A 14,644-nucleotide genomic window follows, 5' to 3' on the forward strand; every position below is an offset into this window, starting at 1 on the left:
AGTCACAAAAAGCCTAAAGAAGTAAAATATGGAAACGATATTAACAAAAATTGTTGAAGCAAAAAGAAAATGGCTTTTTGCAAAAAAGAGATTATTCCCTCTAGAAATTTTTAAAAATGAAATTGTCAAAGCAGATAGAAATTTTTATGAATCTTTAAAATCTGAAAAAGCAGTATTTATATTAGAATGCAAAAAAGGCTCACCTTCCAAAGGAATTATCCGTAAAAAGTTTAACCTTAATGAAATAGCTTCTGTATATAAAAATTATGCTAATGCTATCTCTGTACTTACAGATGAAGAGTTTTTTATGGGAAGTTTTGCAAACTTAGAAATAGTTAGAAACCAGGTTCAACAACCTATTTTATGTAAAGATTTTATTATAGATGAATACCAAATATATTTAGCTAGATATTATAAGGCAGATGCTATTTTATTAATGCTTTCTGTGCTTGGAGATCAAGAATATAAAAAATTAGTAAAAGTTGCTAATAGATTAAACATGGGTATTTTAACAGAAGTAAGTAATGAAGAGGAGCTGCAAAGAGCTATAAATCTAAAAGCAAAAGTTATAGGTATAAATAATCGTAACCTTAGAGATTTATCTATAAATTTAAACACAACAAAAATACTAGCCCCTAAAATACCAAAAGAAACAATTATAATTTCTGAGTCAGGTATTTATAAAAACAAAGAGGTTAGAGATTTAAGAAATTATGCTGATGGTTTTCTTATAGGTAGCTCTCTTATGGGGGAACGTAACCTAGAACTTGCTGTAAGAAAGATTATCTATGGATTTAATAAAATTTGTGGTTTAACATCTGTAGAAAATGCTCAAAAAGCATATGATGCGGGAGCTATTTATGGAGGATTAATTTTTGTAAAAGAATCTTCTCGTTTTATAAATTATGACACCGCTAAACAGATATCTAAAAAAGTTAGATTAAATTATGTAGGCGTATTTGCTGATGCTAATATTAATGAAGTTGTAGATTTTGCTTATGGTTTAAAGTTAAGTGCAGTCCAACTTCATGGCAACGAAAATCAGCAATACATAGATAGCTTAAAAGCTAAATTACATAAAAATTGTCAGATCTGGAAAGCGTACGGTGTAGATACAGAAATTCCGAAGTTTTTAGATAATGTTGATTACCATCTTTTAGATAGTCAAGTAAATGGTAAAAAAGGTGGTACAGGCAAAACTTTTGATTGGAATCTTATAAAGGATAGAAAAAGCATAATTTTATCTGGTGGTCTAAATTCTACAAATATAGCTAAAGCAATAGAGTTTAAATGTTCTGGATATGATATAAACTCAGGAGTAGAATCTAAAACTGGTGAAAAAGATGAGAAAAAATTACAAGAAGTTTTTGAAGTAATTAGAAATTATTAAAATCCTCCTTTGACTTACCATGTACGATATTTTTTAAGCCTAGAGATTTATAACTTCGTTGATTATAATCTCCTTAGAACGTCAAAAGGAGATAAAATATGTCTACTCAAAGTTTACTTATTAAAAATGCTACCGTTGTAAATGAAGGAAAAATTTTTAAATCTGATATTTTCATCGAAAATGGCAAAATAACGCAAATTAATAATCATATAAATAAAAATGCTGATAAGATTATAGACGCTACAGATCTTTATTTATTACCAGGTATGATTGATGATCAGGTACATTTTAGAGAGCCTGGCTTAATGTATAAAGCAGATATAGAATCTGAGTCACGAGCAGCTGTAATGGGAGGTATTACCTCTTATATGGAGATGCCAAATGTTAACCCAGCTACTACGGTAGTTGAAAGATTAGCTGAGAAAAAAGAGCGAGCATCTCAACGTTCACATGCAAACTATGCTTTTTATTTAGGAGCTACAAATAACAATGTACAAGAGCTAAAGCGCCTAAAACCAAATGATGCTTGTGGAGTCAAAATTTTTATGGGCGCTTCAACTGGTGATATGTTAGTAGATAATCAAGAGACATTAGAGGGTTTTTTTGCTAATAGTCCTTTACTAATAGTGACTCACTGTGAAGATACACCTATGATTAAAACAAATGAAGATAAAGCCCGTGAAAAATATGGTGAAAATGTACCATTTGACTTGCATCCTGATATTCGTTCACGTGAAGCTTGCTTTAAATCGTCACAATTAGCAGTATCTTTAGCTAAAAAATATAACTCTCGTTTGCACGTTTTACATTTAACTACAGCTGAGGAAATGATTCATTTCAATAACGAGTTACCACTAGAACAAAAAAGGATTACAGCTGAAGTTTGTGCTCATCATTTATTTTTCTCACGTAAAGATTACGCTGAAAAAGGAGCTTTAATTAAATGTAATCCAGCTATAAAAGAAGAAACTGACCGTTTAGCTCTTTTAAAAGCAGTTAAAAATGATGTGATAGATGTGATAGCTACAGATCATGCTCCGCACACTTGGGAAGAAAAGCAAGGGACGTACTTTAAAGCACCAGCTGGTTTACCATTAGTTGAGCAAGCACTTATTTCGGTTTTAGAGCATTATCACAAAGGTTTCTTAACACTTGAACAAGTGGTACAAAAAACAGCTCACGCTCCTGCTATAGTGTATAAAGTTAAAGAACGTGGTTTTATTAGAGAAAGTTATATGGCTGATTTAGTGTTAGTCGATTTGAATAACCCACATACAGTAACTGATGAATGTTGTCATTATAAATGTGGATGGACACCATTTGCAGGTTATACATTTAAGTCAAAAATCCATTCAACTATCGTAAATGGCATATTAAAATATCATCAAGGAAAAATTGTAAGTGATAAAAAAGGTCAAGCCTTAGAGTTTGATCATGCGTTTTAACTACGGCTGTATAAAGATAGGTGGTTTATTTGGATTTAAAGTAAATATAAGCTTTTTGTAAAACCCATTTAGTTATATCCAACAAGGTTTGCTATACTAAATACAAAATACTCATTTAGTAATTAACTTTAAGAAGAATTATATGAAAATAATGTTTTCAGCTGATGGCATTTCTAAGTCTGATTTAGAAAAGACAGCTATTATTTCAAAATATGTTGACTGTATCAAAATAGGTCATATCTTATGTTCTACTCTTTCTTTTAAAGAGATTCATGAACTTGTAGGCGATAAAGATATATTTTTAGATTTTAAGTTACATGATATTCCAAATACTGTTAAAACAGCCATTGAAAATTATTCAAAAGCTATTCCAAACTTTAAATATTTTACTTTTCATGGTACAGCTAGTGATGAGATGGTAAAAGCAGCTCTTAGTGCAGATACACAGGCTACACCTTTAGCAGTGATTACACTAAGTAGTGATGCTAATTTTGATAAACAAGATAGTTTAGCTAAATTTGAAAGATGTATGAATTTAGGTGTGGAAAACTTTATATGTCATCCACATTTAGTTACAGATGTAAAAGCTAAATTTGGTAATAAAATTAAGTTATATGTGCCAGGTGTTAGACTTGAATCAGATTCTAAAGATGACCATTTTAATGCTTTAACCCCGCAAAAAGCCAAAGAGTTAGAAGTTGACTATATAATAGTCGGAAGACCTCTATTAAAAGCTGATAATATCGTGGCTAAGTTACAAGAGTTTATATAAAAATTATGCAAAACCAAAATTTAAAGAAGATAATAATCTCTCCACCCTTCGGTAAGTATATTAAATTTAAAGAAACCTCTAATGTCTATGGATCTTTTACAGTAAATAGACGTTGGGGCCTTATAAAACAAGCTATAAAAACAATTCGCAAAATAGAAAAAAATGCTTGGCGTAATAAGATAGGTTTACGTAACCCTGGTTTAGCAAACACAAAACCACCAAAAAGATCTCAAGATATTATTTCATTAGCAGCATTAGAGATAGCAGACTGGCATAGCTTTGCAGCAACTTTAAAAACACAAAAGTTTGCTAATCATAAAAATATAGAAATTAATATAGGTTGTCCTAATGCTAGTATTGTTGATTTTCCAGCTGAGCTTGCCTATCTATTTGAGGGTAGAAATATATCTATCAAAATGCCACCAACTATAGATATTAACGCTAAGATAAAGGAGTATTTAGCTGTTGGAATAACAAATTTTCACCTTTGTAATACGATTCCTACTGATAAAGGCGGAGTATCAGGTTATCCTTTACAGAAATACACTCTTCCAGCCATAAAAGCAGCTAGAGAAGAGTTTAGCAATAATATAACTATAATTGGCGGCGGTGGGATATATACCCTAGAAGATGCCCAAAAATACCTAGATGCTGGGGCTGATCATTTATCTCTAAGCACAGTTTTATTTAACCCTATTAAAGCGAGGAAACTTATAAAAAGGTTATTATCTACCTGAAAGCTATTATGTGTCAGAAAGATGTTCTTCTTTACAGCTCTTATTTGCCAACTAAATTAACATTTATTAGGTAGATCAAATAATCTAGATCTACCAATAATAAAAATAAATGAGTGCTAGAATAATAATATAAAAAATTAGTTAAAAAATAATTTTTCCCATAAATAAATATAAACTATAATGTTATAATTGTTAATAAAATATATAGCATAAACTATTCCGTATGGATTTAAGAAACAATTTTAGTTATGGTGACTTAATTTATGGTTTAGGTGGAAGAGATGAGCCGCAAGAATATTTATTAAAAAATGGATTAAAAGATTTACACTACTTACCTCGGCTAACTGATGAATATAACCACCTAATAGGCCTAAATAGAACTTTCGATGGCCAAACTACAAATTACCATTTATATCTACAAATATATAATTTTTTAGGCCGAGGAAAAAATGAATTTAAGCTTAATAATTTTAATACTTCTCATGTTTTTGATAAATGTATGCATATGGAGGGGCCCTTCAAAGGGTATCTTGCAAGACACCCTGGTGAAGTGAACTCCTATAAGAAATATGCAACGAGTTGGGCACAAGCTATTGGTAAATATCCACAAAAATTTAATGACGGTAAATGCTTATTAAGCATGAATCTTTATTACTTAATTATTAACTTTCTTTGCCGAAAAAATATATCTCATTTCATAAAAAGAGGTAGAAAAATACATTTTATTTTGGAAGATTTAGAGCTAAAACTATATATAACTTCATTTGAAGAACCTCTAAATACCGCCTTTGAAGGCATAGATAGTTCCGCCGAATCTAAAGATGAAAACGAATGTCATATAAAAGAAATTAATAAGTTAATTGATAAAATCCTTATACAACTACCTAGTATCACACTTGATGAATTAATAGAATGTTATCAACTTTACAAGTTAGATTACACCTATAGAAATAATATTAAATTTTATAATGTACAAAGAAATGGAGCTAAACAAATAGAACGTATAGTGGAGTCTTCTCCTCCTTGGGTAACTAATAAAGACCAATGGCAGACGTTGTTACTAAAACTCCATAATTCTGAATTTAGAAATATGAGTATATTGATGAATGCTACTATAGTTTGCTTTAATAACTATATAAAAAAGCAAATAGGGTCAAAAGAAGAAGATGTATATGTTAGGGAGTTTGTGGTTAATATGCTTAAAGTATCCTTATCATCAAGTAAACTTAAAAAAGCGTTTAAATGTATTTATCAATTAATATGCGCTTATGACAGGTACATTCCTGAAAAATATTTTTTTGCTGAAATGTTATTTGAGTATTTATGGAGATATAAAGAAAATTTTTTATATTTATTCAGGGGAGTCGTTAATTTTAATATAAAAAGTAATGCTTATGATTTGTATCAGAATATGTCCTCTATTTTTACTAATATAAGGAAACTCACAAAGAAAGATTTTAAATTCAGTATAAAAGAAAGACCAAAAGATGATTTTTACACAGGTCTTCTTCGTTCAAAACGACACCTTGAAAATGATTTAATAGATAATAATTATAGTAATTTAGAATACTACTCTGATAGTAATGGTTTTATTTACGCTAAGTCGAATTAATTTTTTACAACTTTTGTTAAGAATTTATGAATATTGTATTTGCAACTATTTTTTCAAACGAACTAATCAAGATTTATAGATGTTCCTTTAATACTAACACCACTAGAAGAAAGCTCCACCGAGCTTTCTCCACATTTTATGATCACTGTACTAGAATTTATTTCTATACTATTACTACCACATTTTAGAACGATTTTATCTTTACACTCAATAGTTGTTTCTTTAGCTGTTAATTTAGCTGACTCATCTTTCTGACTTAGTGTTAAAATGGTTTTTTGGTTTGCATTTATAGCTATATCGTCAGAAGTTATTTCAAAAAAATTGTTATTATTGTCTGCCATAATATTATTACTCGCTTTCTTTGCAGCTTATATACCCCTTATTATCTACTGTACAACTCCATGAGTTTCCAGCAGGGTTAGGTATATAATATCTCCAGGTGTTATAATCTTTGCCTATATTCATAACAAAATATATAGCTCCAGGCTCATCCTTAGATTTAAACGACAACGTGTCAGTTAGATTCTGAGGGTGAACTAACTTTGTTTGGTGCTCGCTATCTAAGATTTGTTTGCTAAGAGAGTCATATGTTGTCTGAGTTATCTTTTCCATAGAACTAGGTTGTTCATAAACTACTAGATAATTGTTACCTTGGTTTGCCTGAGCAGAAGATTTTAGATTAAGATAAAATTGGTCTTTTGCTGTAGTCGTTATGCAACCTGACAACAAAAGGGAGGTGGTTATACTAAAGAGGAATTTTTTCATCATTATACACTCTCCATAATATTTATTTTATTAAATGCCCTAAAAACATTGTCAAATTGAATTTTAAATTTAATAGCTATATTATTTTGATTCCAAGTATATGTGTTACCGTCTTTATTTGCTGCATCAAGAAGCTTTAAAAAAGACCAGTAGCTTGAATGTATCTCTATAGAGTTAATTTGATCATAGTTATCTATATACCCCACAGAGCTGGGTTGCTGCTCAAACCATTTATATTTTAGCGTTATAGGCTTTTGTTGAGTACTAATTCCTATAACTTTTTCATTACCAGTACTTAAAATACTCATTTTAACAAAAGTATTATTTGCCAAGTAGGCATTTGGAGCTGGCATTATATGTAATGTAATGTCTAAAGGTTGTGGTTTTCCAGATTTATCCCATAAAGAGTTTGTAAGTCTTTGGACACTATTAAGAATACTAACCATATTCTGAGTATTAGAGCCAAATAGATCTGGGATTTTAGCTGTCCATTGCTCATTTTTGTATTCGAATATCCCGTACATATCTTTTTTAACAGTTTTCCAAAATTTCCCTTTTGGACCAAAGGTTTCAGTAAGCTCTTTTGGAGAAACAGCTGTGTCAGATTTATCTGTGAAAGGATAATATTTTTTTTGTTTATCAATCATTGGTAATATATCTTTTTCCCAAAGATTATACTTACATGTGGTAAGATAAGGTCTTCCGAATTTCATGATATTTTGTAATGGTGCTGTGAAAATAATAGAATTTTCTTCACTGATATTATTTTTCTTTAGCAAAGAATTTACTTTATATAAGTAAGAACCTTTTGGCTGTGTAAATAAATCAAGAGTTAACTTGTTTATAGCATCACTTTTGTCATCAGAGTCATGAATTTTATCGACTATACTTCTTATTATTTGATTATACTGCTCCATATCATTAGGGTTAGAAATCATTTTATTAATGTTTTGGAAGTATGAATTAATTAGTTCTAATTGAGGTATTTTTTCTAGGGTTTTTTTATCAAAAGTCGTGTTCTCTATTAGAGTTTTTAACATGTTATTAAACTGGGAACTAGTTGATGAAATAAGCAGTAAAGAAGCAACCATATCATTAGGGTTTATACTATTTTTGTATGAAGTTATAAGTTTAATATATGATTTTTTATAATTGTGTATATATGTTTGTAAAGCATTATTATAATAGTTATTAATAGCAGAACTATTAATATCGTATTTTTTTAGTAAATTAATAACCTCTTTATAGGAAGTTATCTCTGGTAATATTATTTCTTTTAGTCCAACCTTGGTATATATAGTTGAGATATTGCCATAATAACCGCCTTTGTCAGCTATATTAATTGTAGATTGCTTGACAGTATTTTTATCTATAAGTTTAGCTCTTGATAATACAAGATTGTTCGTTATATCGTTATAAGTTGCCTGCATAATTACTTTATGCCATATTGGCTTGGTCATTTTTGTATCATTAGGTAAATTCTTTTCTAACTTTTTGTCTATTTTTTTTAATAAATCAATAGCTGCCTGGAGATTGTCTACTTGGGTATCACTTATAGAAGGAATTAGCTCTTTTATATCTTTAAACTCATCTGAAGACTTTGTAGTATCTTTGATCTTATCGTAAAGATTTTCAAGAAATACTCTATTATATGTTGATAGAGATTTTCTCATTGTAGGAAAAATCTTCTCCATGAATATATTTATAGTTTGTTGTTTTGCTACAGGTAAGTCTAGTTCGTCTAGAAATATATGTAAAGTTTTTAGATTAATAGTAGTATTCTCTAACACATATGATTTAACCATTTTATACAGGTTGGAATTAACAAGTAAGTTTTTATAAGTCAAATCTAAATTATTAAGATCTTTATTAGCTATATTAATATTTACTTTTGGTACTGGAGCACTGATATACGTTGTAATAACATCTTCAGGTATATTTGTTGCTAAGCTCCATAACTTTATATTTGACTTTACAAGACGTTGTAAATCGGTATTTTGGGGTGCACATAAGATTAAAAAGATAAAAACTCTATTTATTGTATCATCTGCTGAGAAAGTATTTTCCAATAAGCCTAAAAGTTGATGTTGAATCTTTATACCTTCATTAATATAAATTCCATGCTCTAACATTTTATCTGGGTACAGAACACTTTTTATTAGTTTACTTTTTATCTCTGATATATAGTTTTTACTTAAATTGACCACTTGCTTAGCTTCTTTAGGCTTAATTGAAATAGCAAAAAGCTCTTGTTTATATCCACTAATAATATTTTTGTAAACGAAAATATTAGCTGCAAATATTACACCTAGTATAATTAATATAGATACCATACATGTCCATATTATTTTCTTGAGCATTTTTCCATTATATGGTTGAGAACCAAAAGACCTCTGAAACAGGTTCTGGTTAATGCTAGCTGTAGTATTGTTAAGATATAAAGAAATACTCTGAATAGCTTTGGGCGTATCTATATAATCTAATTTTTCTAAAAAATATTTAAAACAATTATAGATATCGTTGATGAAGTAACTAAAACGCAAAAATCCATGAGGATGTTTTTTAAGTAACATATTATTTGCTAGGGCGTTTAATTTCTTAAGATAATGTTCAAATTCTTCTTTTATGTTTTGTGGGCTTAAAGTAGATGATAATAGAGGGATATCATGTTTTGCAACGTAATCAATAAAAGTACTATAGTTAGGATGCTTTTCAATATCAGCAACAGACAAAACAAAATTAGGAAGCTTTTTGTACGTTTTTGCTAGTTGTATTATTACTGATCTTAGATTCTTTATTTCTTCTAAAATAAGTGTTTCGTTCTTAATATTTGTATGCTCAAATGAGTAAACAATAGTTGGGATTTTCCCACACATCGAACTAACCTTATGACAGAATGTTCCTAATTCTTTGTATATATGATCTTCATTAAATCTATGTAATTCAAGGATATAAGATCGGTCTGATATAAAATGGTTATAGCTAGTACTTTCAACCTTATAAAGCTCTACCCCTAGAGTTTTATTTGTCTCTTTTTCAATAACTTTTGAGTTAGATGGGTTTATATGAATAAAAAAATTAGCATCAGTTTTAAAAGATTTTTTCGTTTTTCTGTCTGCTTGGGATAATAACTGTCTAAAAGACTTGTTTAGCCTTAGAGAATTTCCTAACTTAAATTTTGAAAGAAATTTTCTTAAATACTTCCTTAAATTTTTAATATTAAAAACTAGTAGGATAATCACAGCCACAATAAAAATTAATACAAAAGCTAATAATATTAAGATATATAAGTTCATTTGTATTTACTCCAAAATCTTATTTTTTGCAATCTACACTTATTTTGAACGACTTATTATTCATCTCTAGATTTGACGCAGTGCCATTGTCTGTAGGACAATGACTTATTTTAAATGAGCTTGTTTTATCTCCGGGTACGTAAGTATTTTGAACCATCGTGAGTTGTTCTTTGCGGTTTTCAAATATTATTCCTTGATTTTGCTCTTTATCACCTGCTGTAAACATATTTTCTGGAGCAATATAGCTCTTTATTTTTGTCACGTTTGCATGCTCTTGAAATAACTTAATCTCTACTTCGGTTCCAGATTTCAAATAAAATAATATATTTGAATATGATAATAAGGTCATATCAGCAGGTACAAAGCGCTTATTTTCCGGTGTTAATTTTGTCCATAATTGAGGAGCTACCTTTACTTGATATCTAGGTCTACTAACTGCGTTAGGATCTAAGGTGGCTATCTTATCAGAGCAACTATAGCTTTCATTTGCTGCTATACCTTTACTTGAATCAGCTGTGTAATTAAAAAGTTCACTGGTATGGGTTGCTTTTTCATCGTCTGATTTTGTAGCAAAAATATGTCCACTAATTTTTAGTGCTTTAGAAGCTAGGTAACTTTTATTTTTAGGCCATAGCTCCTTATTATATAAGTATAGCTTTGAATGACAGTTAAACATTAAAGGAAGTTTATTGTTTTTTAAAAGCTTATCTTCAAATTCAAAACTAATTTTGTCTTCTAATATTTTACCTTCTTGCCTATCTTCATAGGCAAGAGGATGCCTTTTATTATTTTTCGCATAAAGTGGTGTCTTTTCAAAATTCAAATCAACCTTATGTAAAACCATATTTTTATCACTTTTACCTAAAATAAGGGACCATTCCTCTGACGCTAAGCTAATAGTGTTTTGTAATGGAAAGATTGAGTATGAACATGCAAGCGAGCTAGAATTTATTTCTAAACCAGTATTTTTTGCTGCAAATTTATTTTTTAGTCTAGCTTGGCAATTATCTATTTTTAGTTTAAATAAGTTGTTAACATCATGCTGTGTTGTATGATCTTGCTTAAATGAATCTATTGTCTTAGGTATATCGTCTAATTCGGTGACTTTTAATTGTTGCTTAGCAGCAGAATTTGGATTTACATTTATTAGAGTCTTTTCTGGTAAGTAAGGCTTATTATATGTATACCTAATACTTTGTATACGCTGTTTATCTTCTTTTAGAATACCTTTAACAGGTTTAGCTTTTGACAATATGCTCGAGTAATCAGAAGTTATTGTATATGTGGCACTAATATAGTCGTATAATAACAATAAATTGTATTGTTCTAAAATATAACTAACGTATCCAAGAAACCCATCTTCACAACTACCACCTTCACAATTCATGCAGATAAAAGGTAACTTCTGCTTGAGGGTTGTTTCACTACTTTTATCAAAAATTAATTTAACTAATTTTTCAAAAGGCGCGTTTTGCTCTATAAAAATATCATTATATGATTGACCACTATATATGCAAACAGGGTTTAACTGCTTCCAAAAGAAACTCATTGCGTCACAAAAACTTATTTTGTATAAAGCATCACATTTAACTAAAGGAGAATTTATTTTTCCACTTACTAAGTCAAATTCTGGAGATCTTATTAGAGTTTCTTTCGTTTCATGGTTACCTGAATAGGCGGTAAACTTTATTTCTTCATTGCCTAAATCACCATTTTTTTCAATAAATTCTTTTTGATCACTCTCTAAGAAAAACTCTTGTTTAATCAAGATTTCTAGTTGGAAAGGAAGTCCATCTGCAAGTATATCCATAAGCTTATTATCATACTCAGTTTGGTATGGATATACAAAATCTATATGTCCACAAAATCCTTTAGTTTCTAAGGAAAGTTTAAGGTCTTGAATATAGAATGAGTTAACTTCTATACTCTTATCTACCTGTAAAGAAAACTTTTCATCAAGAGGTATTATTTTTAATTTTATTGATTGCCAAGCTAATGATAAATATGTATTAGGAAGTAATTTTTCTATAAGAGATTTATGCCATTTTTTATTTAGATCAATATTATCCAGAAGCTTCTCATCTATAGGTAACATCTTCTCTAGGATGCCATCTCGTTTAAATAGATCATTAAATTTTTCTGTGTATACTAAGTCTATAAGCTTATCTTGAGAAACTTCTTTAATTACATTTAGCAGTATCAAATCATTTATGTTTTCTTCATCCATCTTCTTACGCTTAGTTTTTTATCCTCCTGGTTCTTATGAATTATACATATGAAAAGTAAAGTTTCGTGAGATTCTACACCAAAAATTTATGAAGATTAAAAACAATCTAAAATTTACCATCTTTTTATCCTAAAAACTTGATACATAGATGGAGTTTTTTTGTTTAATATTAGTTTTTTATTTAAAACAAGTGCTGTAAAAAAAGTTATAAAAAAAATTTTACTTGTTAGAATGAATTTTAAGATAAAAGCAAAAACCCTATTTTTATAAGATAGAGTTAAAAACAAAGAAATAGGAGAGATGCAAATGGCTGTAAATGATGAAATTCCTAAGTCACGACTAATGCTTCGCTATAAAACAGAGGTTGATGGGGAACTAAAAGACAAAGAGTTGCCATTTAGACTTTTGGTAGTGGGAGATCTTTCCCAAGGTTTATCAAAAGATAGAAAGCAAGACTTTGAAGAAAGAAAAATCCGTCACATGGACGGAACTATAGACTCTATGATGAAAGATATGGATATGGAGCTTAACATTTCAGTTCCAAATCGTATAACTCCATCTAAATCTTCAAATTTAGATGTCAAGTTAAAAATTGATTCCATGAAATCTTTTCAACCAGGAGTAATAGCTGAAAGCGTTCCTCAACTTAAGTCTTTAATTCGACTAAGAGAAATGGTTCAAGAATTTGAATCAACGGTTGATAACAATAAAGGTTTTCGCAATTTGGTAAAAGAAATCTTAAGAGATGAATCCACTTTGGAAAAAATAAAACAAGAGCTCCCTGCGTTAGAGACTTTCAAAATGGTTACTGAAGAAGTTTTTTTAGTCGAAAAGGAGGAGAAGTAATGTCTGAAGTTACACCAATAGAAGTAAAGGATGAGATTAACTTATCAAAGCTATTCTCTAGCTTGAATTTAAAAACAACAGAAAACATCTTGCGAAAAGTTGAATATGAATACGTTACAGACGCAAATAACCAGATAGATATAACATCTGATGATGTTTTAAGGCTAGCTGCTGGATTATCGGCTATTTTTGCAAATGCAAAAAATGAAGATATGAATCTTTATAATAAACATTTAACACGTAACGTTATAAACCGTATTGACAGTATAATCGAAGAGCAAGTAAATGATATTATTCACAATGAAAAGTTTAAAGCTCTAGAGAAACAATGGTTATCTATTAATGAAATTTATCTAGATAAACCAAATGATGCTCCTATTAAACTTTCAGTTCTAGATGTTTCAAAAGAAGAGTTATTAGATGATTTTGAAACCAATGCAGTTGATATTTCATCTAGTGATATGTTTAAAAAACTATACGTAAGCGAATATGACCAGTATGGTGGGGAGCCTTACGGCACAATGATTGGCTTGTATGAGTTTCAAAATACACAAGATGATATAAACTGGCTGTCTTTGATGGGTAAAATAGCTACAGCCTCGCACGCTCCCTTTATTGCAGCAGTTAGTCCTAAGTTTTTCGGGTGTGAAACAGCTGAAGATTTAGCAGATATCAAAAATCTAGGTGCTCTTATGGAACATCCAAAATACGGTAAGTGGAATAATTTTCGTAAAACAGAACAAGCTGCATATATCGGTTTAACAGTACCACAGTTTTTGTTAAGAGCTCCGTATGATCCAGATAATAATCCAACCATTGGCAAGTATATTAAGAACTTTAAAGAAAAAATAACTAGCCCCCTTTCAAATGAAGAGTATACATGGGGTAATTCATCAGTACTATTTGCTAAAAACTTAATGAGAGCATTTAAAATTACTGGTTGGTGTCAAAGTATTAGAGGTCCTCGTGCTGGAGGTACTGTAGAAGGACTTCCTGCTCATACCTTTAACATAAGAGGCTACGAGGAGCTAAAAGTCCCTACAGAATTTGTTATACCAGATTACAGGGAGTTAGAATTTGCTAATGCAGGATTTATGCCTTTTGTATATAAAAAAGGGACTTCTGAAGGCTGCTTTTTTAGTGTTAATTCATTAAAGATGGTTCAAGAATATAAAGATCCAAAAGACTCTGAGAACTCACAATTGATAGCGAATATTTCTTATACATATTCGGTTACTCGATTAGCTCATTATATAAAGATGATAATGCGTGACCGTATTGGATCATCCGCTACAAAAGAGACTATTACAAACACTCTTTCTAGTTGGATTAATAGCTATGTTACCACGGTTCCAAACCCTACTGATCTGACAAAAAGTTATTTTCCTTTCAAAGCTGCAGAAATATCTGTGGAGCCAATAGAAGGAAAAATCGGTTGGTACAGATCAAATATTACCATACTTCCACATGTTCAGTTTGAAGGTATGGATGTTGAGTTAAGTATTGATGCAAGACTTAACTCATAAGTAGTTGGCATTTAAATAAATAAGGAGA

General features: G+C 29.9%; 11 protein-coding genes. 7 read left to right on the forward strand and 4 right to left on the reverse strand.

Annotation, left to right across the window (positions count from 1 at the left end):
- Positions 1-28 precede the first annotated feature (28 nt).
- The 5 genes from trpCF to E4K63_RS07610 all read left to right on the forward strand — a co-directional run bounded on the left by trpCF (position 29) and on the right by E4K63_RS07610 (position 5,956).
- On the forward strand, positions 29-1,390 hold the full coding sequence (trpCF, locus tag E4K63_RS07590; RefSeq protein WP_133940794.1) for a bifunctional indole-3-glycerol-phosphate synthase TrpC/phosphoribosylanthranilate isomerase TrpF: 1,362 nt from the start codon (positions 29-31) through the stop codon (positions 1,388-1,390).
- Between the two features lie 98 nt (positions 1,391-1,488).
- Positions 1,489-2,835 (forward strand): dihydroorotase, encoded by a 1,347-nt coding sequence (locus E4K63_RS07595; RefSeq protein WP_133940796.1) that lies wholly within the window; start codon positions 1,489-1,491, stop codon positions 2,833-2,835.
- A gap of 142 nt (positions 2,836-2,977) precedes the next feature.
- Positions 2,978-3,607, forward strand: a complete 630-nt coding sequence (pyrF, locus tag E4K63_RS07600) for an orotidine-5'-phosphate decarboxylase (protein ID WP_208318255.1) — start codon at positions 2,978-2,980, stop codon at positions 3,605-3,607.
- Between the two features lie 5 nt (positions 3,608-3,612).
- Positions 3,613-4,344, forward strand: a complete 732-nt coding sequence (locus tag E4K63_RS07605; protein WP_133940798.1) for a HisA/HisF-related TIM barrel protein — start codon at positions 3,613-3,615, stop codon at positions 4,342-4,344.
- A 223-nt stretch (positions 4,345-4,567) separates the two neighbouring features.
- Positions 4,568-5,956, forward strand: a complete 1,389-nt coding sequence (locus E4K63_RS07610) for a hypothetical protein (RefSeq protein ID WP_133940800.1) — start codon at positions 4,568-4,570, stop codon at positions 5,954-5,956.
- 62 nt (positions 5,957-6,018) lie between these two features.
- Here E4K63_RS07610 and E4K63_RS07615 read toward each other — a convergent pair whose 3' ends face one another.
- The 4 genes from E4K63_RS07615 to E4K63_RS07630 are packed head-to-tail and all read right to left on the reverse strand — an operon-like array spanning position 6,019 to position 12,244.
- Positions 6,019-6,297 carry a hypothetical protein gene (locus E4K63_RS07615; RefSeq protein ID WP_133940802.1) on the reverse strand — a complete coding sequence of 93 codons (279 nt, stop codon included), beginning with the start codon at positions 6,295-6,297 and terminating at the stop codon, positions 6,019-6,021.
- Between the two features lie 7 nt (positions 6,298-6,304).
- Positions 6,305-6,724 carry a type VI secretion system lipoprotein IglE gene (gene iglE, locus E4K63_RS07620; RefSeq protein ID WP_133940804.1) on the reverse strand — a complete coding sequence of 140 codons (420 nt, stop codon included), beginning with the start codon at positions 6,722-6,724 and terminating at the stop codon, positions 6,305-6,307.
- Positions 6,724-10,017 (reverse strand): cation-binding protein, encoded by a 3,294-nt coding sequence (locus E4K63_RS07625; RefSeq protein ID WP_133940806.1) that lies wholly within the window; start codon positions 10,015-10,017, stop codon positions 6,724-6,726. The genes iglE and E4K63_RS07625 overlap by 1 nt, the downstream gene beginning before the upstream one ends.
- Before the next feature lie 19 nt (positions 10,018-10,036).
- Positions 10,037-12,244, reverse strand: coding sequence for a hypothetical protein (locus E4K63_RS07630; RefSeq protein WP_133940808.1), 2,208 nt, complete (start codon positions 12,242-12,244; stop codon positions 10,037-10,039).
- 300 nt (positions 12,245-12,544) lie between these two features.
- Here E4K63_RS07630 and tssB point away from each other — a divergent pair, with 300 nt between their 5' ends.
- Positions 12,545-13,090: a type VI secretion system contractile sheath small subunit gene (tssB, locus tag E4K63_RS07635; protein ID WP_244947447.1), complete on the forward strand. Its 546-nt coding sequence runs from the start codon at positions 12,545-12,547 to the stop codon at positions 13,088-13,090.
- Positions 13,090-14,616, forward strand: coding sequence for a type VI secretion system contractile sheath large subunit (gene tssC, locus E4K63_RS07640; RefSeq protein ID WP_133940810.1), 1,527 nt, complete (start codon positions 13,090-13,092; stop codon positions 14,614-14,616). Before tssB ends, tssC begins: the two co-directional genes overlap by 1 nt.
- The last annotated feature ends 28 nt before the right edge of the window (positions 14,617-14,644 follow it).

Origin of the sequence: Allofrancisella inopinata (genome assembly GCF_012222965.1) — a bacterium.
GTDB classification, from domain to species: Bacteria; Pseudomonadota; Gammaproteobacteria; order Francisellales; family Francisellaceae; genus Francisella; species Francisella inopinata.